This is a genomic window from Agrobacterium sp. a22-2 (assembly GCF_012276985.1).
In the GTDB taxonomy this organism is placed as follows: domain Bacteria; phylum Pseudomonadota; class Alphaproteobacteria; order Rhizobiales; family Rhizobiaceae; genus Allorhizobium.
The window spans coordinates 1-22,894 of record NZ_JAAXMM010000029.1 but is presented as its reverse complement, the minus strand read 5'-3'; the positions used below and the strand labels follow the sequence as shown (position 1 = coordinate 22,894).

The 22,894-nt window shown below is 58.9% G+C and carries 23 protein-coding genes and 3 pseudogenes; 21 read left to right on the top strand and 5 right to left on the bottom strand.

All coding sequences use genetic code 11. The annotated features are described in order from the left end of the window. From HFC70_RS25915 to HFC70_RS25895, 5 genes and pseudogenes are all read left to right on the top strand, one after another. Window positions 1-527, top strand: a 527-nt coding sequence (locus HFC70_RS25915; RefSeq protein WP_168476209.1) for an ABC transporter substrate-binding protein, incomplete at its 5' end; no start/stop codon positions are given. Continuing rightward, a complete protein-coding gene (locus HFC70_RS25910; protein WP_168476208.1) occupies window positions 524-763 on the top strand; it encodes a hypothetical protein in 240 nt (79 codons plus the stop codon). The genes HFC70_RS25915 and HFC70_RS25910, both read left to right, overlap by 4 nt. Window positions 764-902: 139 nt before the next feature. Beyond that, window positions 903-1,179 (top strand): annotated as a pseudogene (locus HFC70_RS25905) (3-keto-5-aminohexanoate cleavage protein); the annotation flags it as partial. A 4-nt stretch (window positions 1,180-1,183) separates the two neighbouring features. Then, window positions 1,184-2,809 (top strand): tannase/feruloyl esterase family alpha/beta hydrolase, encoded by a 1,626-nt coding sequence (locus HFC70_RS25900; RefSeq protein WP_210259455.1) that lies wholly within the window; start codon window positions 1,184-1,186, stop codon window positions 2,807-2,809. Between the two features lie 77 nt (window positions 2,810-2,886). After that, on the top strand, window positions 2,887-3,828 hold the full coding sequence (locus HFC70_RS25895) for a 3-hydroxyacyl-CoA dehydrogenase NAD-binding domain-containing protein (RefSeq protein WP_168476207.1): 942 nt from the start codon (window positions 2,887-2,889) through the stop codon (window positions 3,826-3,828). 36 nt (window positions 3,829-3,864) lie between these two features. On the opposite strand, the gene HFC70_RS25890 is transcribed toward HFC70_RS25895, so the two are convergent. Further along, window positions 3,865-4,338 carry a MarR family winged helix-turn-helix transcriptional regulator gene (locus HFC70_RS25890; protein ID WP_168476206.1) on the bottom strand — a complete coding sequence of 158 codons (474 nt, stop codon included), beginning with the start codon at window positions 4,336-4,338 and terminating at the stop codon, window positions 3,865-3,867. Between the two features lie 65 nt (window positions 4,339-4,403). On the opposite strand from HFC70_RS25890, the gene HFC70_RS25885 reads away from it, so the two are divergent. The 4 genes from HFC70_RS25885 (at window position 4,404) to HFC70_RS25870 (ending at window position 8,036) form a co-directional block, all read left to right on the top strand. Then, window positions 4,404-5,297, top strand: a complete 894-nt coding sequence (locus tag HFC70_RS25885; RefSeq protein ID WP_168476205.1) for an SMP-30/gluconolactonase/LRE family protein — start codon at window positions 4,404-4,406, stop codon at window positions 5,295-5,297. Window positions 5,298-5,366: 69 nt separating this feature from the next. Beyond that, window positions 5,367-6,404 carry an ABC transporter substrate-binding protein gene (locus HFC70_RS25880; protein ID WP_168476204.1) on the top strand — a complete coding sequence of 346 codons (1,038 nt, stop codon included), beginning with the start codon at window positions 5,367-5,369 and terminating at the stop codon, window positions 6,402-6,404. Between the two features lie 28 nt (window positions 6,405-6,432). Then, the gene (locus HFC70_RS25875; protein WP_168476203.1) at window positions 6,433-7,209 is read left to right on the top strand and encodes an ABC transporter ATP-binding protein; all 777 of its coding nucleotides are present in this window, start codon (window positions 6,433-6,435) and stop codon (window positions 7,207-7,209) included. Further along, on the top strand, window positions 7,206-8,036 hold the full coding sequence (locus HFC70_RS25870) for an ABC transporter permease (protein WP_168476202.1): 831 nt from the start codon (window positions 7,206-7,208) through the stop codon (window positions 8,034-8,036). The genes HFC70_RS25875 and HFC70_RS25870 overlap by 4 nt, the downstream gene beginning before the upstream one ends. 19 nt (window positions 8,037-8,055) lie before the next feature. On the opposite strand, the gene HFC70_RS25865 is transcribed toward HFC70_RS25870, so the two are convergent. Continuing rightward, window positions 8,056-8,844, bottom strand: a complete 789-nt coding sequence (locus HFC70_RS25865; RefSeq protein WP_168476201.1) for a GntR family transcriptional regulator — start codon at window positions 8,842-8,844, stop codon at window positions 8,056-8,058. A gap of 281 nt (window positions 8,845-9,125) precedes the next feature. On the opposite strand from HFC70_RS25865, the gene HFC70_RS25860 reads away from it, so the two are divergent. The 10 genes from HFC70_RS25860 to HFC70_RS25815 all read left to right on the top strand — a co-directional run bounded on the left by HFC70_RS25860 (window position 9,126) and on the right by HFC70_RS25815 (window position 19,528). Beyond that, window positions 9,126-10,580: an ABC transporter substrate-binding protein gene (locus HFC70_RS25860; protein WP_168476200.1), complete on the top strand. Its 1,455-nt coding sequence runs from the start codon at window positions 9,126-9,128 to the stop codon at window positions 10,578-10,580. A gap of 13 nt (window positions 10,581-10,593) precedes the next feature. Then, entirely contained in the window at window positions 10,594-11,538 is a 945-nt protein-coding gene (locus HFC70_RS25855; RefSeq protein WP_168476199.1) for an ABC transporter permease, read from the top strand. Window positions 11,539-11,705: 167 nt separating this feature from the next. After that, window positions 11,706-13,466: a dipeptide/oligopeptide/nickel ABC transporter permease/ATP-binding protein gene (locus HFC70_RS25850; protein WP_368669824.1), complete on the top strand. Its 1,761-nt coding sequence runs from the start codon at window positions 11,706-11,708 to the stop codon at window positions 13,464-13,466. Continuing rightward, window positions 13,463-14,488: an ABC transporter ATP-binding protein gene (locus HFC70_RS25845; RefSeq protein WP_168476197.1), complete on the top strand. Its 1,026-nt coding sequence runs from the start codon at window positions 13,463-13,465 to the stop codon at window positions 14,486-14,488. The genes HFC70_RS25850 and HFC70_RS25845 overlap by 4 nt, the downstream gene beginning before the upstream one ends. Next, window positions 14,473-15,441: a hypothetical protein gene (locus HFC70_RS25840; RefSeq protein WP_168476196.1), complete on the top strand. Its 969-nt coding sequence runs from the start codon at window positions 14,473-14,475 to the stop codon at window positions 15,439-15,441. The genes HFC70_RS25845 and HFC70_RS25840 overlap by 16 nt, the downstream gene beginning before the upstream one ends. 53 nt (window positions 15,442-15,494) lie before the next feature. Further along, window positions 15,495-16,685: a CaiB/BaiF CoA-transferase family protein gene (locus HFC70_RS25835; RefSeq protein ID WP_246735958.1), complete on the top strand. Its 1,191-nt coding sequence runs from the start codon at window positions 15,495-15,497 to the stop codon at window positions 16,683-16,685. A gap of 28 nt (window positions 16,686-16,713) precedes the next feature. Further along, on the top strand, window positions 16,714-17,901 hold the full coding sequence (locus HFC70_RS25830) for an acetyl-CoA C-acyltransferase (RefSeq protein WP_168476195.1): 1,188 nt from the start codon (window positions 16,714-16,716) through the stop codon (window positions 17,899-17,901). 62 nt (window positions 17,902-17,963) lie between these two features. Next, window positions 17,964-18,863 carry an SDR family NAD(P)-dependent oxidoreductase gene (locus HFC70_RS25825; RefSeq protein WP_368669822.1) on the top strand — a complete coding sequence of 300 codons (900 nt, stop codon included), beginning with the start codon at window positions 17,964-17,966 and terminating at the stop codon, window positions 18,861-18,863. Window positions 18,864-18,934: 71 nt separating this feature from the next. After that, window positions 18,935-19,165: a MaoC/PaaZ C-terminal domain-containing protein gene (locus tag HFC70_RS25820; protein WP_168476194.1), complete on the top strand. Its 231-nt coding sequence runs from the start codon at window positions 18,935-18,937 to the stop codon at window positions 19,163-19,165. Between the two features lie 120 nt (window positions 19,166-19,285). Continuing rightward, entirely contained in the window at window positions 19,286-19,528 is a 243-nt protein-coding gene (locus HFC70_RS25815) for a hypothetical protein (RefSeq protein ID WP_168476193.1), read from the top strand. A gap of 154 nt (window positions 19,529-19,682) precedes the next feature. Here HFC70_RS25815 and tnpB read toward each other — a convergent pair. Continuing rightward, window positions 19,683-19,997: pseudogene (gene tnpB / locus HFC70_RS25810) on the bottom strand (IS66 family insertion sequence element accessory protein TnpB); the annotation flags it as partial. Next, the gene (locus tag HFC70_RS25805) at window positions 19,994-20,425 is read right to left on the bottom strand and encodes a transposase (protein WP_168476191.1); all 432 of its coding nucleotides are present in this window, start codon (window positions 20,423-20,425) and stop codon (window positions 19,994-19,996) included. The pseudogene tnpB and the gene HFC70_RS25805, both read right to left, overlap by 4 nt. 82 nt (window positions 20,426-20,507) lie before the next feature. On the opposite strand from HFC70_RS25805, the pseudogene HFC70_RS25800 reads away from it, so the two are divergent. Continuing rightward, a pseudogene (locus HFC70_RS25800) lies at window positions 20,508-21,424 on the top strand (IS5 family transposase). A 141-nt stretch (window positions 21,425-21,565) separates the two neighbouring features. On the opposite strand, the gene HFC70_RS25795 reads toward HFC70_RS25800, so the two are convergent. Further along, window positions 21,566-22,300 carry a GntR family transcriptional regulator gene (locus HFC70_RS25795; RefSeq protein WP_168476190.1) on the bottom strand — a complete coding sequence of 245 codons (735 nt, stop codon included), beginning with the start codon at window positions 22,298-22,300 and terminating at the stop codon, window positions 21,566-21,568. A 311-nt stretch (window positions 22,301-22,611) separates the two neighbouring features. On the opposite strand from HFC70_RS25795, the gene HFC70_RS25790 reads away from it, so the two are divergent. Beyond that, a partial coding sequence (locus HFC70_RS25790) for an ABC transporter substrate-binding protein (protein WP_368669823.1) occupies window positions 22,612-22,894 on the top strand: 283 nt, incomplete at its 3' end.

The window sequence follows — 22,894 nt, the reverse complement described above, 5'->3', positions numbered from 1 at the left end:
ATCTGCGCAACCCAGGCCAAGAGGTGATTTTCATCAACCTGGGCGGCGATGCGATGGAGCTTACGGGCCAGAAGTGCCAGTTCTACCATTTTCGCTACACGGCAACCGCGCCGATGCGGGTGAATGCAATGGTCAGCGCGATGAAAGAGGCGGGTGAACTGGGCACGAAGGTTTACTCGATCAATCAGAACTATTCCTGGGGACAGGACATGCAGGCAGCGGCTGCTGCAGCCGCAGACGCTGGCGGCTACAAGGTCGTCGATGAAGTGCTGCATGACGTCAACAAGATCCAGGACTTCGCGCCCTTCGTCGCGCGGATCAAGTCGGCAGCGCCCGACACCGTGTTTACCGGCAACTGGTCGAATGACCTGCTCTTGCTGATGAAGGCCGTGGGCGATGCAGGGCTCGACGTTAAAAGGCGACAGGTCACTATCCGATCTTCGTTGAGGGGCATTCCGCCTTCGCCCTCGGCGCGCTTCAGCAGGCGCTGGGAACCAGCAATTTTGGCGGTGGCGACATCAATGTGACAAAAATCGCGCTGGCACTTGAGAATACGGCCTATGAAACACCTCTCGGTCCGATTTCGGTCCGCAAGGAAGATCACCAGACGATCCGGCCGGTGGTGGTCTCGAAGGTCGTGAAAAATCCGAGATATCCGGCCGACGGCACAGATATGGGCTTCGAAACCGTCAAGGTCATTGCCGGAGACCAGGCGATCTATCCGGTGCAGGACAGCTGCCTGATGGAGCGCCCCCAAGGGTAATCCTGGCGTGCCTGGGCTTCGGCCAGCGCCAGTCGTCGGTCGGACTATCCCTGCTGATATTACCTGGGAAACCCCATGGAATTTGCGATCATCTCCACCCTGAACGGTGTGACCTACGGCCTCCTGCTGTTTATGGTTTTCCGCCAACCGTTTGTTCGGCAGCGACTACGTCTGGTCGGTGCGGGGAGCCGGGCGCGATCAACTGCCAATCACTACGATGGCAGCCGCAATGGGTGGCAATGTACGTGTGGGGTTGGAGGATTCGCTTTGGGATGGCCCCGGCGAGCTTGCTGAGTCCAACGCAGCGCAGGTCCGCCGGATTCGCAAGGCGCTGGACGGGCTTGGACTGGAAATCGCGACGCCTTCTGAAGCGCGGCATGCTGGCGCTAAAGGGCGGCGATCAAGTGAAATTCTGATCCGATGATCCGGAAGGAGCATCGAAACGACCGACATCACGACTATACAATACCTGGGTTTGAAGCAGCGAAGCAGATCGATGCCGCGCAGGAGATTCGCAACGAAAATGCAATGCAAACCCCGGAACGCGGCGACGGAGGAGGATCGGTCCCGCGCTCGGGCCAACCGGAGAGGAGAAACAATATGCAGCCTCGAGTTCTGAAATGCACGATGTTGGGCCTGATTGGCGCCGGTGCCATGATTGGCGTTCCGGTGCTAGCGCAGGAGCGGCCTAACGGGAAATGCACGGCACTTCGAGATACGGTGTTTGACGCAGGTTATGTTACCTCCGCGCGCATCATCGACACCGGGGGCGAGATGCCCGCCTATTGCGAGGTGCGTGCAATGGCCCTTCCTACCATTTCCATTGAAGTGCGTCTGCCCCTCGATGGCTGGAACGGTCGCTACTATCAAGTTGGCTGCGGCGGCTTTTGTGGGAATCTCGGCGGTCGCAGCGGCTTTGTCAACGCGGTGAAGCCAGGGCTGCAAAGAGGTTATGCTAGTGCCACCACCGACAGCGGCCATCACGGGCAAACCTCCGTCGACGCCGATTGGGCCGACGGCAATGTGAATGCCGAGCGCGACTGGGGCTGGCGCTCCATCGGCGAAACCAATCGTGTAGCTCAGGTGATGATCGAGGCCTTTTACGGCAAATCCTCGGATCAGTCGATCTTCCAGGGTTGCTCCACCGGGGGACGCATGGCTAACATGGCGGCTTTACGATATCCGAAGATGTTCCAAGGCATCATTTCCGGCGCTCCGGCACTGAACGAGACAGGACTTGCCGGTGCCGGCCTTGCCTGGCAGGTGAAGGCCAATACCGGCCCCGATGGAAAACAGATCCTCAAGGCCGACAAGGTCGATTTGATCGGTGCGGAGGTCATGCGCCAGTGCGACGGAGCCGACGGTCGCGAAGACAAGGTGATCGCGGACCCGCGGCAGTGCTCCGTGGATCTGTCCACAATCGCCTGCAATGCTGGTGCCGAGGCCAAGGCGTGCATCACAGCAGAGGAACGCACCGTCGTCGAGAAATGGCGCAAGTCGCCGATCGACTCCTCCGGCAAGAAGCTGTTCATAGGTGGCATCCCGGAAGGCTCCGAGCCGTTCTGGCGCACATGGCTCACCGGCAACGAGGCCGGCGCGCCAGGTCTGAACCCGCTGTTCGCGCAGTCCTTCGGTTCTTACATGGCATATCCGCAAGATCCGGGTTCGGCTTACAAGGCGACGGAATTCGATTTCGACAAGGATCCACCCCGGATGGCGGCCGCAGCGAAAATGTACAACGCCGATGATCCCGACATTTCTGCTTTCCGCGCGGCAGGCGGTAAGATGATTGTCTGGCATGGTTGGGCCGACGCGATCGTATCACCGTATACGACTGTCGCCTGGCATGAGGCGGCCGAAAAGGCCGCCGGCGGTGCAGAAGCGCTGGCCCAGAACGTGCGGCTCTACATGATTCCCGGCCTCGACCACTGCGGCATCGCGCCCGGCCCCGGTGGGATCAGCCAGGCCAACCTGGATCCACTCGGCGCACTGGAGAGCTGGATGCAGACGGGTGAAGCTCCGCAGAGCCTGATGGTCCAGCCCTGACTGGAATGCGCAGCATTATCCCGACGCATGGCGTGGCCCGCCCTGCGTTCCCTTCCCCTGTAACCGGAGAACCGCCTTTGGAAACGGAAGAGATCAGAAAGGTCACCGTAGTCGGTACTGGGGCCATCGGTTCAAGCTGGGCCTGCCTTTTCTTGGCCCACGGGCTGGATGTGGCAGCCACCGATATCCGAGAAGGCGCTGAGGCCGAGCTCATCGATGCCGTGGAGCGGTGTTGGCGGTCTCTTCCTGAGTCGGTGCTTGCGATTGGCAAGCGCGGAAAGCTTCGTTTCACGACCGACCTCGATGCCGCATGCGAGGGAACGGAATTCGTCCAGGAAAATGCTATCGAGCGTCTCGATGCGAAGATTGAACTGATGCAGCGCATTGACGCCGCGACGGCTCAAGATGTCGTCATCGCATCGAGTTCTTCGGCAATTTCGGTGACCAATATGCAAACTAAATGTGCGCATCCAGAACGGGTGGTGCTTGGCCATCCATTTAATCCGCCGCATCTGGTGCCGCTGGTTGAATTGGCCGGAGGTGCGCTGACAGAGGATGCAGCTTTGGCTCAAGCCGAACGCTTGTACACTCGTCTGGGCAAAATACCTGTCCGGCTTCAAACGGAGATTTACGGGCATATCGCCAATCGCCTGCAAGCCGCAATCTTTCGCGAAGCAATCTATCTGCTCGAAAGCGGTATAGCGTCAGCCGAGGATATCGATCGTGCTGTGACCGAGGGACCTGGTCCACGTTGGGCGTTGATGGGCCCGTTCCTTACCTATCACCTTGCCGGCGGAGACAAAGGCATGCAAGGGTTCTGGGATATGTTTGCGCCGATGCAGGAAAGGCTTTGGAATGATCTAGGTAATATGTCGCCTGACGCCGGTCTGCAGGCTCGCGTCACCGGAGCAGTGGAAAACGCTTATGCGGGTATCTCTGTGCGAATGCTGGTCGAAGACCGCGATGCTCGTCTTCGGCAGATTCTGGCGGTGAAATCGTCGAGTAGAAAAGATAGTTAAGCGATTTAACCGGCGAGATCGGCCATGGGCTGGGGGTCATTCGAGGCGCGAGGTCTCCTCCAGCATCGCGTCCGCCTCGATCTGGAGGCGATCAAGACATCGATACAATGTCTCGAACTCTTCCTTGGTCAGGCGCGTTGCCAGTCTATCCTGCCTTTCTTGCGCGACAGCAAGAATTGCCGAATGCAAGTTCCTGCCGTCATCGGTCAAAGTCAGCAGTATGCGGCGCCCATCATTCTTGTCGGGACAACCGTTCACCAGCCCTCTTTTTCGCAAACTTTCAGCTGAAAGTCCGACCCAGCCTTTGTCTGTAGCCAAGTTACGGCTGATCTCGCGCGCTGTCGTCGGTTCGCTGGACGCAACAACTGACAGGACCCGCCATTCCGGCAACGTAATGCCAAACTCGTCGCGGTATCGTCGGCTTGCATAAAGACCAAGCGTGTTGGACAGGCGCAGTACCCGGGACGACAGAAAGTTGATGGTTGAAGCAGGCTTTCTCATATCGGCCATTTAGCAATTGACTGCCGAGATAATCAAGCCATATAGTAGTGATCACATCTAATTCGGGCTTGGCCGTGGACATCATTTCCTTGACGACGGACGTATACGATCTCGCCGAGTCCCTGTTCTGGGATCCGGCAGCCCAGCGCCTTGTCTGGATCGACGCCTGGCGGTCATGCTGCTTTTCCCTGGATACGCTGACAAACGACCTGGCGCGCACAGATTACGCAAGCGCAATCCATGGGCGCCCGATCGGCTCGGTTGCCAAACATGGAAGAGGTGGGTTAGTCAGTGGGATCAGGGGAGGATTTTATCACCTGGGCCCTGAGAACACGCAGGCCAAGCTCCTTTGCGAAGCGGAGCAGGACAGGCCGGCGACCAACAGGCTGAATGATGGAAAATGCGACCGGGCCGGGCGGTTCTGGTGCGCTTCCGTCAATACCGACCACAAGACCCCTTCGGGCGCGTTGTGGCGCTTGACGGAGAGAGAAGTGCCTCAACTCATGCGCGACGAGCTGATCGCCGGGAACGGCATTGCTTGGAGCCCAGATGATGCGTTTCTGTACCTGGCCGATACGTTTGTCGGCAAGGTATGGCGCTACGACTTCGACCTGTCGAGCGGAGAAATTGACAATGAACGGGAGTTCATCTCGCTTTCTCGCGATGAGGGAGGGATCGATGGCGCGACCGTGGATAGCAACGGCTGTTATTGGGCCGCACTTTTCCGAGGGGGCGCCGTTGGGCAGTTCGACCCCGATGGAAAATTGATGCGCCGTATTGAACTGCCGGTCTCCGACCCGACGATATGCGCTTTTGGCGGACCGGATCTTGACGTGCTTTTTGTGGCCTCGGCCACTCGCTTTCTCGACGAAAGCCAACGACGGAGCCAGCCACTTGCAGGAACGATTCTAGCGATTCATGGGGCGAATGCCCGCGGGCTTCCTGAACCTTGCTTCGGCGTCGTCTAAGGAATTCCGGCCGACGCGCCTTGAGGAATGGCGCGCGACCGATGGAATAACCGAACTCGGGAGGGCGAAATGTGGAAATCGATAAACCGTCTAGGCATGGTCCTCGGCGCGGTGATAATTGCGGCCGGGGGCAATACGAAACCAGCAACTGCTCAGAACACGCTGGATGCGTCTGTGGGTTTCTATCCCGGCGCGCTTGTCTCGCTGCCGGCCTTCGTTGCCAAGGAACAGAAATTCTTTGAAAAACGCGGCCTGAACGTCGAGCTCGTCCCAATCGCGACCGGTCCGGCGATGACCTCCGCGGTGGCAAGCGGCAGCGTTACATTCGTCAACAATTCCTGGGACAACCTCATAGTCGCCGTGGAAAATGGTCTTCCGGTTCGCGGTGTCGTCGGCTCGACTATGAAAATGCCGTTTGGCTTCATCGTCCGCAAGGGCGTCGCCATGCCGCATATGAAGGATGGATACCCAGCCGTCATTCAAGATCTGAAAGGCCTGAACTGGGGTGTGCTGGCACTAGGAGTGTCCATACAGTACATATCGCAGAAGCTCCTCACAGATGCGGGATACAAAGCCAATGACGTAACATTCCTTGCGGTAGGCCTGCCGAATACGGCGCGCCCTGCGCTCCAGCGAGGTATCGTCGACACCTATCTCAGCGTTGAACCGCTTCCTTCGATCGTTGCCGCCAAGGAAGAAGGAACAGTCGCCATCGATCTTGCACAAAACCAGGGGCCGGCGTTTTTCCGGGACCTCGGCTACAATGGATGGTGGGCTTCGACATCGACGATCCAAGGTAACCCCGAAATCGTTTCGCGCTTTGTCGGAGCAATGCAGGACGCTTTTTGCTGGTATAACAAGCCGGCCAATTTCGAGCAGGTCGTCGCGCTTTTGAAGAGGAACGTCCCCGTTCCGGATCTTTCGGAGGATCAATACAAGGCCATGGCTATGCGGCTTTTGCCAATCTACGGCCCTGACATCACAAGCCGCACAATCGACTCGTGGTCCTCCCTTCTTCTGGAGCAAAAACAGATTAAATCACCCAGGAAGCGCTCGGAAGTGATCGCCGCGGTGGCCGGACCGGAGGCCCTTTCCTGTGCTCGGTAAACTAGCGGCCGTGCCAAAAGCTGACAGTATGAACGAGCCCGCTGTTCCCCCTGCAGAGATTGCGATACGCGACCTCGGCGTGCGCTTCGGCGGCACCCGCCCGGCGCTGCAGGGCGTCAATCTCGATATACGGCACGGCGAGTTCGTAGCCTTGGTCGGCGCGAGCGGCTGCGGCAAGACCACGCTGCTCAATGTGATCGCCGGCCTCGTGCCGATTGCCGAAGGCAGCGCCACGCTGAGCGGCACGGCACCAGCGGCCGGCCGCGGTGACGTCTGCTACATTCTCGCCCGTGATGCTCTGCTACCATGGCGCACGGTCATCCAGAACGTCGAGTATGGCCTTGAAGTATCCGGCGTAAGACGCGGGGAGCGCGCTTCCATAGCCGCACATTATGTCGAAAAGGTCGGGCTGGGGAATTACCGGAACTTCTATCCGTCAAAGCTCTCGCAGGGCATGCGCCAACGAACTTCTCTTGCACGGGCTTTTGCAGTCGGTCGGGGAATATACCTGATGGACGAGCCTTTCAGTGCCCTGGACTCGCAGACGAAGCTTCTGTTGCACGATCTGTTGCTTGACCTTTGGGACAGCAGCGGCGCGACGGTTGTTTTCGTGACCCACGACATAGGCGAAGCGATCACGCTCGCAGACCGGATCATCGTCATGTCCAAGAAAGGGAGCGGCGTTGTGGACGAGATTCCGATCGATCTTCCGCGCCCCCGTTCAGCAGATGCCTTGCAGGCCGATGAACAATATCACGACCTCTATCGCCGCACCTGGGCGTCCTTGAAAGCGAGTACGGTATGACGGATGCGGTTAGTACGGAGGCAGGTCTCGGTTCGGCAGCCCCAGCGCCCGGTGAATCGCCTTGGAAGGTGCATGCGGCGCGAGCGGCGCTGCTCATGGTCTTCATCGCGATCTGGGAGGGAGCCGTCGCAATCGGATGGGCAAATCCGGCCTTTGTTTCCTCGCCGGCTGCGATCGCCGTCTCGCTCTGGGACCTACTCATAGGGGGAGAACTGCTGCTGCATTTGGGCACGACGCTCGCGGAGATCCTGATTGCATTCGCGCTTTCTGTGGTGCTGGGCGTCGCGTCGGCACTTTTCCTCGACCGGCACGACATGGTCAACCGGGTGCTGTCTCCCTTCCTGACCGCTTTCAACAGCATGCCGCGCATTGCGCTCGGACCGCTTTTCATTCTCTGGTTCGGGATAGGGATGGCATCAAAGGTCGTTCTTGCCTTTTCGCTCGGCTATTTCATCATGCTGTTGAGCACGTTAGGCGGGCTCAAGAACGTCGATCGCGATCTGCTGCTCATGTCCCGCTTGTTCGGCGCCTCGGAATTCCGGCTGTTTCGCGACGTGCGCGCGCCGTGGGCCTTGCCGAGCATTTTGGCGGGCCTGAAGCTCTCGCTGATCTACTGCAGCGCGGGAGCCGTCATCGGCGAAATGATAGCGGCAAAAAGTGGCTTGGGACTGCTGGTTCAGACATTCAGCGGGCAGTTCGATGTCGCCAGCGTCATGGCCCTTATCCTCATTGTGGCGTTCGTGGTGATGACGCTGACATCCCTACTGGACCTCATCGAACGCCGCTTGCTCGCTTGGAACAAGGGGGGGACGGATGTCCCGGGCTGATGGCCCGGTTCAAGAAGGCTTAGGATTCCGGAATGCCGGCAAGTTCGAACAGGCGGTTACGATCTTCCACATCGATATTGATATCGAAGACGACACCGTCTGTGCGATAGACCAGTTGCGCAAGGCAAAGCACTTCCCGGCGATCGTTTTGAAAGATACGCCGGACGCGTACTACGGGATCATGCACCTGAATGGCCAGTTCGGACGCCTCCTGCGGCATGGACGATACGACCCGGAAGGTCTGGCGCACACCGGCGAGACCGAGTTCTTTCGTATCATACATCAGCGAACTGATCAGCTCGCTGGCCCAAAGCCGATCTGGAATCGTCTCATGAACGCGTTTCGCAACCAGATACTCCCCGACGATAAACGGCCGGCCGTTTCGGGCGAACCCCCGCTTCATGTATTGGTAAGGTCCCAACGACAGGCCGTCTTCGGCGGTGATACGCATTTCGTCCTGTGCAGGCCGCGATTCCAAGACCCTGAACGTTAACCCGTGCACCGGTTGAGATGGAGAGCGCGTGAGTAGGTAAGGTATGGGGCCTGGTGCTTCTGGTTTGGCGATGACAAAGGTCCCTCGACCGCGTTCCGGGCTGATGAAACCTTCTTGCTCCAGCCCAGCCAGAGCATGACGTACTGTCATTGGCGACACACCGAAAGTCGCGACTAACTGTTTGAGCGTTGGCAACTTGTCGCCAACATTCCATGTCTCGTCAGCGATCTGCCGCCGGATTATCGCCGACAGCTGAACGTAATAGGGCGTGCCATCATTCCTGAATATCTGTTTCTGATCGGCTGATGTCTGCAATGACAGCGTCCTTCGTACCTGTTGCCCCACCGGATATGCCATTTCCGCGTGCCACAAACAACGAGATGATTTTCGCAGGATATTTAGAATTAGATTGATCCAAACCGCGATAGTGATAAAGTGCTATATGTATAGTACAATCTTCGGGCGGAAGCCTGGAGGTTGGGCCGGCGTGGAGGAAGAGGCGCCGCGAACGTGAGGCTGGGAGGGCCGAAATGAAAAACATTATTTCCCTTGCGATATCATTTGCGCTGGGCGTCTGCGTTTCCGGCGGTCCGGTATTGGCGCAGGACAAGCCGGCCGGCGTCTTCAAGTTCGCAGATCAGGTCAAGATGGTCACCATGGACCCGCAGCGGCAGAGCGGCGGCGGAATTGGGTATCTCCGTCCGGTCTATGAATCGCTGTTCGCCAAAACTTCGGACGGCAAGGCCGTGCCTTTGCTTGCGACGGACTATAAGATAGACGGTTTGAGCGTCACGATTACGCTTCGGAAGGGCGTCACGTTCAGCAATGGCGAACCCTTTGACGCCAAGGCGGTTGTTGCCAACATCAATCGCGGTGTCAAGATCGGTATCCTGGAGGGGCTAGGTCCTGTCGAGCAAGCCTCGCCGGTGGATGATCTTACCGTGATGATCAAGCTCAAAGAGCCTAATCCTTCGATCATCGACGACTTCACCGGCGTCGCTGGAATGATGATCGCTCCAAAGGCGCTGGATGATCCGGCGCTGGATCGCAATCCAGTCGGGACTGGTCCCTATGTCTACAACAAGGAACTGTCGCGCGAAGGCGAGGTGCGCGTCTACACTCCGAACCCGAAATATTGGGATCCGCAGCAGCAGGGGCTAGCCCGTTACGAGATATGGGAAATTCCTGACGATACGGCGCGTCTCAACGCTCTCAAGACGGGGCAGGTTGATGCAGGTATCTGGCTCGCCAACCCCCAGGCTGCGATCATCGACAGGGCGCCTGGCCTCAAGCTGGTACGCAATAACGGCGGTTATAATTACCACCTTGTCATTTCTGACCGTGAAGGCAGCAAGGTCAAAGCGCTGGCCGACAAGCGGGTTCGGAAGGCCCTGAGCTACGCGATCAATCGCGAGGCCTTCAACAAGGCAATCCAGTTCGGGTTGGGGGCATCGGCATGTCAGGCCTATGCGAAAGGCGACTGGGCCTTCGATCAGAGCCTTGAGAGCAATTGCCAATACGATCCCAAAAAAGCGCGGGCACTGCTGGCGGAGGCCGGCTACCCGAACGGCTTCAACTTCACCATGCCAAGCATTCCCGTCTACCAGCCGCGTCTTGAAGCACTTGCCGGCTTTTTCAAGGATATCGGCGTCACCATGACGATTCAGCCGGTCGAGCCCGGCACGCTTGCTCGCCGCAGCCGCACCACGGACTTTCCGACGACAAACCTCGTCTGGGGCACGGTGACGGATCCGAAGTTTCTTTACGCCCGGTACATTTCGAAGGATGGAACCTACAATCCGTTCAAGGCGACGCCGAGCGGCGAACTCACCAAGCTTGCGGAAGAGGGACTGAAGTCACCCGAAATAGAGGCTCGCGCACCGATCTACAAGAAGATGGCGAAAATCCTGACCGACGAGTCCTACCTCATCTTCATCACTTCGACCCCGCTGCTGGTCGGCGTCAGCGAGAAGATCGCGAATAATCCGACGGTGAAATACAGTTCCGGTGAGGACTCCATCAACCTCCGCGGCCTGAAGGTCAGCAACTGAGGCTGAATGATCCATGCTCAGCCTCATCATTCAACGGCTTCTGGCGCTGATTCCTCTGTTGTTCATCGTATCGGTGCTGACTTTTTCATTTACGTCGCTGCTGCCCAGCGATCCCGTTGACCTCATCATTGGCGAGACCGGCACGCATGAGCAGTACGAAATGGTGCGTCAGCGACTGGGATTGAACGAGCCTGTCGTGGAGCGGTATTTCATGTGGCTTGGGAAGGCGGTGCGGGGAGATCTCGGCACCTCCTTCTTCAACAGCGTCAATGTTACGCAGGCGGTCATGCAACGCCTGCCGGTCACCATGTCGCTGACCCTGGTCTCGGCGGCGATCGCGATTGTCGTCGGTGTTGCGGCTGGAATTGTGGCCGCTCTGAGACCGCGCTCCTGGGTGGACCGCTTCGCGACGATCGGTGCGACGATCGGACAGGCCATTCCGAACTTCTGGTTCGGGCTCATCCTGGTCGCCCTCTTCGCCGTGAATTTACGCTGGTTTCCGGCGACCGGCTTCACGCCGTTTTCGGCGTCGCCTTGGGACTGGCTCCGCAGCGTCACGCTGCCGGCTATCGCGCTCGGCCTGGCTTCCAGTGCTGCAATCGCTCGCCAAGTCCGTTCGGCGATGGTCGGTGTATTGCAGCAGGACTACATCCGGGCGGCGCGGGCGCAAGGCCTATCGGCCCGCCGGGTCATCTTCCGTCACGCGCTGACCAATGCGCTGGTGCCGGTCGTCGCCGTCCTGTCGTTTCAGATTACGGTCCTTCTCGGCGGTGCGCTGATTGTCGAACAGGTTTTCGCCATCAACGGGCTCGGCACTCTCGCCATCGCGGCGGTGCGCCAGCAGGACATCCCTATGATCCAGGGCCTGGTACTCGTCATGGTCGAGCTCGTTGTTCTGGCACAACTCGCGACCGATATCATCTATGGTCTGCTCAACCCCAAGGCGCGCCCATCGTGACCAGCCAATCTATTGATAATTCCTCCGGTTCCATACGCGGCATCCGCCGACGGGTAAGCGCATCGCGGCTGATTACGGTATTCGCGATCTCGGTGCTCGCGCTGCTCGTTCTGACGGCGGTATCGGCAGACCTGATCGCACCTTACGATCCGTTGAAGCAGAACCTGATGGACGCCATGCAGGGTCCCTCCGCTGCCCACTGGCTGGGCACCGACGATCTTGGCCGCGATGTCCTGAGCCGTTTGATCTACGGCTGTCGGATCGCCATCATTGCTGCGGCTGAAGCCACATCGCTCGCACTTATTCTCGGCGTTCCGCTCGGTCTCTTCATAGGCTACAGGGGCGGCTGGTGGGACTGGATCGTCATGCGCCTGGTCGAAGCCGTGGTTTCGATTCCGGGCATCATGGTCGCGATCGTAATCATCGCCATCCTCGGCACCGGCCTGCATAAGGCGATGATTGCGCTCGGCATCCTGTTTTCGACGTCCTTCCTGCGGCTTGCGCGCGGCGTCGTTCTTGCGGAGCGGGAAGAGATCTACGTGCGCTCCGCGCGCGTCGTCGGTGCTTCCGACACGCGTATCCTTCTGCGCCACATCTTCCCCAATATCGCGCCGCCGCTGATCGTCCAGATCACGCTGACTGTCGGGGCCGTGCTGCTTTCGGAAGCCGGGCTCAGCTTTATCGGACTTGGCGTCCAACCCCCAAACGCCAGCTGGGGAACGATGCTGAACAGCGCCGCAAGCTACATGGACCTCAACTGGTTTCTTGCTGTTCCTCCCGGTATCGCGATTATCGCGACAGTCTTGTCGGTCAATCTTCTCGGTGACGTAATCCGCGACGCGGTCGGGAGAGGCGTCGCGGTCAAGGTCAGGCCGGAGACGCGGGCGGTGCGCTTTCAGGCAGCCGTGCCCGCAACCGTTGCCGACAATGCAATGCTTGAATCACGCGCGGACGATATCTTGCGCATGGAGGGGCTGCAGGTGATGGTTTCCTCCGGGGACGGCGAGGAGGTTCCGGTGATTACCGACCTGTCCCTTAGTGTCGTCAAGGGTGAGACGCTTGGCCTTGTCGGTGAATCGGGCAGCGGAAAGACGCTGACGGGTCTTTCCATCCTTGATCTGATTGGTGCTGGCGGTCGAACAACCCATGGTTCCATCGTTTTGAACGGTAGGGATCTGCGTTCCCTGACCCCACGGCAAATGGAACAGGTACGCGGCAATGAAGTGGCCATGGTCTTTCAAGATCCGACTACAAGCCTCAATCCGGCTTTCACAGTTGGCAGCCAGATTGCCGAGGTCTTGCGCGCCAAGAAGGGGTTTTCGGAAAAGGAGGCCTGGAAGCGGGCGATCGAATTGATTCACCGTGTCGGCATTCTCCGCCCTGAGGAAAGGGCAAAGGCCTATCCGCACGAACTATCGGGCGGGATGGCGCAGCGTATCGCGATCGCTCGCGCCCTCAGTTGCAATCCATCCCTGCTGATCGCCGATGAGCCGACGACAGCGCTGGACGTCACCGTTCAGCAGGAAATCCTGGATCTCTTTCGCGATCTCCAGGCCGAATTCGGCATGGCGATCCTGTTCGTAACGCACGATCTGGCAGTCGCCGCTGATATCTGCGACCGAATCAGTGTGATGTACGCAGGAGAAGTGGTCGAACTGGCCCAGGTGGACGAACTTTTTTCGCGGCCTCTCCATCCCTATACCCGTGGACTGCTTTCGGCCATGCCACATGCATCCGACCGCAATCCGCCACTACCGACCATTCGCGGAAGCGTCCCTCGGCCAGGTACCTGGCCAGCCGGCTGCCGTTTCTCCAATCGATGCGATTTCAAAGTGGCAGCCTGCGATCAGCGTATTAATTTGGCCGGCGCGGAGCGGTTGGTTCGATGTGTGCGGGCCGATCAATTGGAGATGGAGGCCAGCCGATGAGCGACAAGCCGCTTCTCGAGATCGACGACCTTTGGGTCACCTACTGGGGCCGGCCGAATTTTGGTCTCAAGCGCAAGCCCTTACATGCGGTCAAAGGGGCCAACCTGTCGCTCCGGTCCGGCGAGACGCTCGGTCTCGTCGGCGAGTCGGGATCAGGCAAATCGTCGATCGCCAACACGGTTCTTGGTCTCGTGCCTGCAACGTCCGGTTCAATCCACTTCGCCGGCAACGAACTCACTCGGATGAAAACCCGGTATCCGTCCGCGATCAGGAACCAGATTCAGGCGGTGTTCCAGGATCCTTATTCATCTCTCAATCCGTCGATGACGGTGGAGGATATCCTCACCGAGCCGTTACGGGTCCATACTGCACTGAGTTCCAATGAACGACGCGCACGCGCGATCGAACTCGTGAAGCTGGTATCGCTCTCCGAAGAACATCTTGGGCGACATCCGCATCAGTTCTCAGGCGGACAGAGACAGCGGATCGCCATCGCCTCGGCGCTCGCGCTGAACCCCAAGCTGATCGTGCTCGACGAGCCGGTCAGCGCGCTGGATGTCTCGACCCAGAACCAGATCATCAACCTGCTCCACGAACGGCGCGAGGCATCGGGCATCGCCTACCTTCTAATTGCTCACGACCTGGCGCTGGTTCATCACATCTCGGACCGCATTGCGGTGATGTATCTCGGCCATATCGTGGAGGAGGGGCCGTCGGAAAGGGTCTACAAATCTCCTGCCCATCCCTACACTAAGGCGCTTCTCGACGCAGTGCCGTTGCTCGATCCGGAAGCGCAGCGAAGGCGGCGCGCGGCACGCAAGAAGGCCCCGATCGTCGAGGCCCCGCGGGTCGCGGCTACCGGCTGCCCTTATCGCAATCGCTGCCCAAGCGCCATGCCGCGATGCCAGGCGGAAATGCCGACCCCGTATTCGATTGCGGGCGGGGGTACTGCAAGTTGTTTTCTGTTTGCCGAGGGTGAGAGGTCTTTGCCTGATGAGTTGAAGCGATGGGTGGCACCATGACAATCGGGCCATATCGTTCCAAGCTGGGTAAAGCGCGCATCCTTGAAGCTCGCGACATTTTAGGAAACGACAGCATTCCAGGTCTGGCGTATCCGCTAACCTGTCGGTGGCCCGAAGGCATCCCCGTGCAGGGCATTGTCGTCTTCTGCCACGGACTCGGCTCCGGCGGGCGTAAATACACCGGCGTTTCTGCATATTGGGCGGCGCATGGTTACCTTGTTCTACACCCGACCTTTCCGGACGCTATCGACATTGTCGTCGCCCGCGAGCCGGAACTTGGCCTGAACCTTGACCAGGATCTGTCCGGTTGGGCGGATTTGCCCGAGGTCAGAGCGCGGATGTTTGAAATCCTGCACGCACCGTTCAGTTGGATTGCGCGACTGGATATCGTCAAGGCCCTCATGTCTGCTCTCCCTCAAGTGCTCGAAGCCACCTGCGGTCCTTTGCCGGATCCCGTTCCCTGCGCGATTGCCGGTCATTCATTCGGCGCGTATACGGCGCAGCTTGTCGCCGGCGCGGAAATCGACCTGCCGGAACGTCCGGCGCAACGCTTCGCCGACAGCAGGTTTGCGGCTGCAATCCTGCTCAGCGCCCAGGGCCGCGACCAACAAGGTTTGCGCGACGGCTCATGGAACGGGATGACCGGTCCGTTTCTGAACGTCACGGGGACCCGGGACTACGGCGCAAAGGGCGGGGACTGGCTCTGGAAATGCGAACCCTACGATTTCGCGCCGGCTGGCGATAAATACCTGGCCGTCCTTGAAAACGGCGACCATCACCTTGGCGGATTGGGAGGACGGCAGACGCAGGTGCCCGCCCAGATCGATGCCGTCGAACAGGTTACGCTCGCCTTTCTCGACGCATATCTCCGCGACTGCCGAACCGCTTCCGATTGGCTTCGATCCATCGCCGACCGCATCGGCGACTGTCCTGTCCTGTTCAAGAGCAAATAGAGGCAGCCTGCCGTGTTCATACTTCTTCCTGGAGTTTCCTGATGTTTCAGCCTTTGGCCGGCACCCGCGTTGTCGATCTCACGCAGGTCCTCGCCGGTCCCTATGCCGCCTATCAACTGGCTCTCATGGGGGCGGAAGTATTGAAGATCGAGCCGCCGGGTGTCGGCGACTGGTCACGCGACAAGGGCCATTTGCCAGAACTCAACGCCGAGGGCATGGGCCTGACCTATCTGACCCAGAACGCCAACAAGAAATCCGTCACACTGAATCTCAAGTCGGCGGAGGGTCTGGAAATTCTCAAGCGGCTGATCTCCGACGCGGATGTCTTCATCGAGAACTTCCGTCCCGGCACGATCTCACGGCTGGGGCTGTCATTCGATACGGTTCGAGAGATCAATCCGAAGATCGTCTACTGCTCCATCTCAGCCTTCGGACAGGACGGCGAGATGAGTTCTCGCCCGGCTTACGATCATGTCATCCAGGGCATGAGCGGCATCATGAAGACCACCGGCACCCTGGATACCGGGCCGCAGAAGGTCGGGGCTCCCTATATAGACTATGCAACAGGACTGAACGCCGCGTTTGCGATCGTCTCCGCCCTGCATGAGACGCGGCGCACCGGTGAGGCGGTCCATCTCGATGTTGCCATGCTCGACACGTCGATGCTCCTCATGGCGTCGCTGCTCACGAGCCATCTGACGGGCGGCTGGATGCCCGTGCCGTCCGGCAATGAAGCCTGGAGCCAGAGCCCGTCCTCCGGTGCTTTTGAGACCGTTGACGGGTTGTTGATGCTCGCGGCCAACAACGACCGACAATTCAATGCCCTGTGCATCGCCGTGAACCGTGGCGACATCCTGGAAGACCGGCGTTGGAACGATGCGGCCAATCGTGCCTGCAACGCCAAGGAGCTTCGCGCCGAACTGGTGGGAATTTTCAAGACGCGCTCCGCCATCGAGTGGGAAAAGCTGCTGGCTGCGGCCGGCGTACCGGCGGCGAAGGTGCGGTCCCTGGACGAGGTACTCGCAGAAGATCACGCGCGGACTCGTGAGTTTGTCCGTGCGATGAAGTGGCTGCATCACCCAGAGGACATCCATCTGCCAACGCTCGGCTTCAAGGCGAACAGACAGGTCATCGGCCCGACTGTTGTCCCTCCAAGACTCGGCGCCGACACATCCTCTGTTCTTCATGAACTCGGCTTTAGCGACGAGGATTTGCGTCGTTTGGCCGAAAATGTCGTCATCTGACCTCTCACTTGGGACGCAAGGAAATGCTATGAGAGAAGCTGTTATCGTCAGCACCGCCAGAACCGGCATCGGAAAGGCCTATCGGGGCAGCCTCAATTCGATCAAGTCTCCGACCTTGACGGCGCATGTCCTGCGGCATGCAACCAATCGCGCGGGGATCGAGGCAGGCGAGATCGAAGACTTCGTTCTAGGCACGGTCCTGAGCGCCGGTACGGCTGGCATGAACCTCGCGCGCAACGCCATCTTCGCGGCCGGGTTTCCAGAAACAATTCCCGGCCAGACCATGGATCGCCAATGCGCATCCGGATTGATGGCGATTGCTACCGCGGCAAAGCAGATCGTGATGGACGGTATGAACGTCGTCGCGGCAGGCGGACAGGAGAATATTTCTGCGGTTCAGGACCGCTATTTTGCATGGGTCCAGGATGAGACGGATCCTAAAGCCGTTGCGCATGCCCCACATGCCTATATGCCGATGCTGAAGACAGCCGAATTCGTTGCGGCAAAATATGGCATCAGCCGTGAGGCACAGGACCAATATGCCGTCCTGTCACAGGAACGCACGGCCAAGGCTCAAGCCGCAGGGCTTTTCCACCAGGAAATCGTTCCCATCAATGCCACCGCAAAAGTCAAGAATAGGGAAACTGGCGAGTTCGAGGAGCATGAAGTCACGCTGGACCGGGACGAGGGGAACCGACCTCAGACGACATTTACGTCGCTCTCCGCGCTGGCGCCTGCCATCGGAGGAGGGATCATCACAGCCGGGAACGCAAGCCAGCTTTCGGATGGCGCGTCCGCCTGCATCCTGATGGATGCGCAGGTTGCCGAAAAGCGAGGACTGGATCCCCTCGGTATTTATCGGGGCATGGCTGTCGCGGGCTGCCCTCCGGAGGAGATGGGAATTGGACCCATCCATGCCGTTCCCAAGCTCCTGAAACAACATGGATTGTCGGTGCAGGATGTGGGCCTTTGGGAGCTCAACGAAGCTTTTGCGGTTCAGGCGCTATATTGCCGCGACCAACTGGGCATCGACCCGAATATCTACAATGTCAACGGCGGCGGGATTTCCATCGGGCACCCTTACGGGATGACAGGCGCACGCCTGGTCGGCCACGCATTGCTCGAAGGCCGGCGACGCGGTGCGAAGTACGTCGTTGTCACCATGTGTGTCGGAGGCGGAATGGGAGCTGCGGGCCTGTTCGAAGTCAATCCGTGACGCCCATCACCATCTAATATCAAAAGGGCCGCAAGACAGCCCGTGATGTGCAGGATCAGGACGTGAGCGAAGAAAACAAAGAGATGAACTTGACTGGCCGTACCGCAATCGTAACAGGCGGCGGCAACGGTTTAGGACGCAGCCATGCGATGATGCTGGCCAAGCTTGGTGCGAAAGTTGTGGTCAACGACAAGGCCAGAGACAATGCTGAAGCTGTCGTCGATGAGCTCAGGGCTTCTGGCGCTGAAGCCATTGCTTGCGTCGGTTCGGTAATCGATGAGGCGGGCGTCGCCGCGATGGTTGACGGAGTAATGTCGAAATGGGGGCGGATTGACATTCTCGTCAACAATGCCGGAATCCTTCGCGATAAGACTTTCGCGAAGATGGATCTCGACGATTTCCGCCTGGTCCTGGACGTGCATCTTATGGGAGCCGTCATCTGCACAAAAGCCGTATGGGAGATCATGCGCCAGCAACGGTACGGGCGCGTGGTCATGACGACATCTTCGTCGGGCCTCTACGGGAATTTCGGGCAATCCAATTACGGCGCCGCCAAGATGGCGCTTGTGGGTCTTATGCAGACATTGGCACTGGAGGGTGAAAAATACGATATCCGGGTGAATTGCCTTGCCCCAACGGCGGCAACGCAAATGACGGACGGGCTGTTGCCGCCCGAGGCGCTGGAGCGCCTTTCCCCAGCCTACGTAAGCAATGCCTTGCTGGCCCTAGTTCACCAAAATGCACCAACCCGTTCGATCCTATGCGCAGGAGGCGGCCATTTCGCTCACGCAAACATCACTCTCACGGACGGGGCATATATCGGCGGCGGAGAGCACGCGCCCCAGAAGGTCATAGAGAACTGGGACCGGATCGCTAATCGGCAAGGGGAGGTCGTTCCCCCATATGGCTTTATGCAATTTGAGCGGGAACTGGAAAGTGCCGCCCGTGGGGCCGAAGCATGATGCCGCTGAGTGAATTTTAGCACGGTAGCGAGCCGCTCGACACCTTGTGCGCTGATGATTTGGATTGCCCTATGACTGATCTTTATACGTCAACATTTAACCAGTTTTCTGAGCTTCAAAGAGTAGAAGTTGGGATATCGAACTGGACCACGATTGATCAATCACGTATCGACGTCTTTGCTGAAACGACCGAGGATCGTCAATACATCCACGTCGATCCGGATCGAACGCAAGAAACGACATTCAGCTGTACAATAGCTCATCGCTTTCCCTGTATGTCGCTTTTCCTGTTTCATGCGTGATGGCGGGCTGGCGATCTCAGCAGCAAGAGCCTCCACGCTTCCATGCCCCGTTCAATATCCGTCAACCGGCAGAATTCGTCCACGCTGTGCATGTTCTCGTACGACAGCCCGAAGCCGAATATGATTCAGTCGATCGTTCGGGTCGCTGGTTTCGCCAGCCGGATCAATCGTGACCATGGCGATACCGGCGCCCCCGGAGAAGCGCCGCCGCCGCCATCAGTGGTCTTGTCCGCATTAGTGTCATTTCTTAAATCCTTCATCGAGACCGAGCATATTCCGGCGCGCGACTGCTGCCGACATGTTCGTTATTTGGCCTCAGAGCCTGAAGATGGACAATTGCAGCAGCATTACCTTTGGATTTAGACCTGCGCACTTGCGCGCAAGCAGCCGAGCCTCCTTGAGCTGGCTGAGTCAGTGGCCTTCAGTCTCCGCAAGCGCGCCCGCGGACCACAGTGTTAGGAAGCACACGGTAAGATCGGCCGAGCCCTCTTTGCCGATACCGACCGCCGACCGCATGCACGCGTTTCCAATCGAGTCCCTCGAACAAAGCCGAGAATTGCGCGGCCGTCAGATGCATCGCGCCGTCCTGCATTCGGGGCCAATGGAACTCGCCATCCTCAAGCCGCTTGGCGACCAGGCATACGCCACTGCCATCCCAGAATATCAGTTTGATGCGGTCGGTTCGCTTGGCCCGGAACACATAGATTGTGCCGGAGAACGGATCAGCACCCATCTCGGCCTTCACCAATGCGGCCAATCCCTCTGCGCCTTTGCGGAAGTCGACGGGCTTGGTGGCGATCATGACTTTCACCGCACCAGACGGGCCAATCACGACGATGCCTTCATAGCTTGGATGACCGCTGCGATGGTCGCGCTGTCCGTGCCAGATGCGATCCTGAGTAGCGCACCGTCAATCTCCAACTCGATGGCGACTGCTAGCGGCGTGCTCTTAGCCATCGTCTTTCGCCGTCTCAAAGGCATCTCTGCAGGCTTATCCATCACCGCTGGCACGAACATCGGCGTTGACGTCTGCTCCGATGGTTTCCGCGACTGCCGCCGCCAGGTGAACAACTGACCAGGCGACAAACCGTGCCGCCGCGCAACAGCACTGACCGACATCTCACCGCTATGACTTTCGGCAACAATCTGAAGCTTCTCCTCGTCGCTCCATTCGCGGCGGCGACCTGATCCAGTGAAAACCTCAAACCGCTGCACCATCTCATCGGCCTTGGTGCTAGGCGTAAACCCTGTAATCGTCATATGTCGAAGCCCTGTTCGGGCACAACATCAACGATAAGCCGGCAATCCGGAAGGTGGGAGGAAAACAGCGCTTACGTTCAGGGTGACGAACTGGCCGCAGTATGAAGCAGGACTTCGTCGGCATGGCAGCCTGACCTTGTGGCTGACACCGGAAGCCCTGTCCAAATGGCAAGCACCAATACGCAAGACCCGTGGCGGCCAGCACCGCTATTCCGATCTGGCGATCGAGACCGCCTTGACGCTGGGCCTGGTGTTTGGCCTGCGGCTGCGCCAGGCAGAAGGCTTGTTGGAATCGGTGCTGCAATCGATGGGCTTAGCGCTTGCTATCCCCGATCATACCACCCTGAGCCGTCGGGCGCGGACATGGCGATCTGCCGGAAAGCGGCCCGAAAATTAGGTTTCCCCGGGCGGACCGTTGCATGTTCTGGTGGACAGCACTGGTCTTCAGGTTTACGGCGCGGGCCAGTGGCTGGAGGAGAAGCATGGCGCCAGATCCCGTCGAGGCTGGCGAAAGCTGCATCTGGCGTTGGATGCCGATAGTGGCGAGATCATTGCGCATACCCTGACTGATCAGGACACCGGCGATGTCTCTCAGGTTGCGCCACTACTCGACCAGATTGACGGTCCGATCGGACAGTTTACTGCCGACGGTGCCTATGATGGAAAGCCAATCTATGATGCAGTCATCGATCATAGCGCGGCTGCGACCATCGTCATTCCGCCGCGCGCCAACGCGGTCGAACCTATCGACGATACATCTCCCAGCCAAAGGGACCAGCATATCGCGAAATCAACCGAGACGGCCGAATGAAATGGCAGGCTTCAAACGATTACGGCAAGCGCTCGCTGGTCGAGACCGCCATCGGTCGATACAAGTCCATCATCGGGCGGCGTCTGCGGGCAAGATCGTTTCCCGTGCAGCAGACCGAAGTCGCCATCGGTTGCGCCATCCTCAACCGAATGCTTGCTTGCGCCCGCCCGAAATCCGTCCGGCGCTAAGAAGCCACAGCATAAGTATCCCTTCAAAGATCGGCTGACGCTCAGCTCCCGATCCATGCACCAACGCTGAACAAGCTGATTCAACCTCTTTTAACAGCCCCGGGTCAAGATGACCTTGCGCTGCTAAAGCATGCGCGTGCTTCAGGGCTGCGGCTCTTCCGCCCCGCTTAAGACGCGCTTGTAAAAGCGCCTGATCGACAGGTGTGAGGAGCGGATGTCGAGATTGATCGCCCGGCGTGCCGCGGCTCGATCCCGCTGCGCGACAGCGTCAATGACGTCGCCATGGATGCGGACGCCGATGTTGAAAATTCGCTCAAACAGCGCTTCGTCCCTGCGCGCGGATGCCACGATGGGGCCAGTTCGAAGCCAGAGTGTGGAGATGATGTCGAGCAATTGTGGGTAGCCGCCGGCCCGGTAGAGTTGGAAGTGGAAAGCCTGATTGCCAGCAAGCGCTGCGTCGAAATCGCGGACCACAAGTGCCTCTAAGATGCTCTCGTTGTGGCGCTTGAGAACATCGATCAATATCGGGTTCTTTGGTGCGCTCGCTGCCCGTTCGGCAGCATAACCCTCGAGTTGCATGCGTATCCGGATATAGCTTTCGTGGTCCGAGGCCAGATAGGACGTGACACGTAGCGTCCGCGGTCCTGACTGCTCTATCGCGCGCTCCGCAATCAGTCGCGCCACCGCCTCGCGAACCGGCATCGGGCTAGTGCCAAGCACCTCTGCCAGACCACGGATTGACACTTGTTCACCGGGCAAAAACTCACCACGCAGAAGGCCGAGCCGGAGGCTTTGGTAAACACGCTCCTGCACCGTCGTCACATCGACCGGCGAAAGCGCTCGTTGGCTCTTATTTATCACCTCTAAAGTACTCAAGTGCTCACGACCTCGCTGGGTAGTCGAAATAAAGGTCTCGCGTCCGCCGGCGACAGGCAATCGGAAAATGCATTCCACCGGCCGCCAAGCATCGCTGCTTTACGTGCAATCTTCACGACAGGCAACGGTCCGCCTCCTGACCGCAAATAATCTAACTAAGCGTGTGATCACATATCTCATCGCTTTACAGCCCGAAATTATCTGCATACAGTGCCATCCAGTGTCCGAGGAGGGCACCGGGCACCAAAACCCGGTCGCAGCGGCACGCGTAGTTCATGTGGGAGGAGAAAAACATGAAACGTCTTGCAATAATGGCTGTCACGGCCGTGGCGGCCTTAGGCACCCATACCTTGCATGCCGAGCCTCTTAAGATCGGCATCATCGAAAGCCTGTCGGGCGCCCAGACGTCGACGGGCCGTCTTTACGCCAACGCCGTCAAGTACGGTGTCGGGCGAATCAACGAGGCGGGCGGCTTCAACGGAGAGCCGGTGGTGGTCACTGAGTACGACAATGCCGGTGGCGCCCCCGATGCTGCCGACAAATTCCGCAATGCGGTCGCAGATGGCGTTCACATAATCTTCCAGGGTGCTTCGT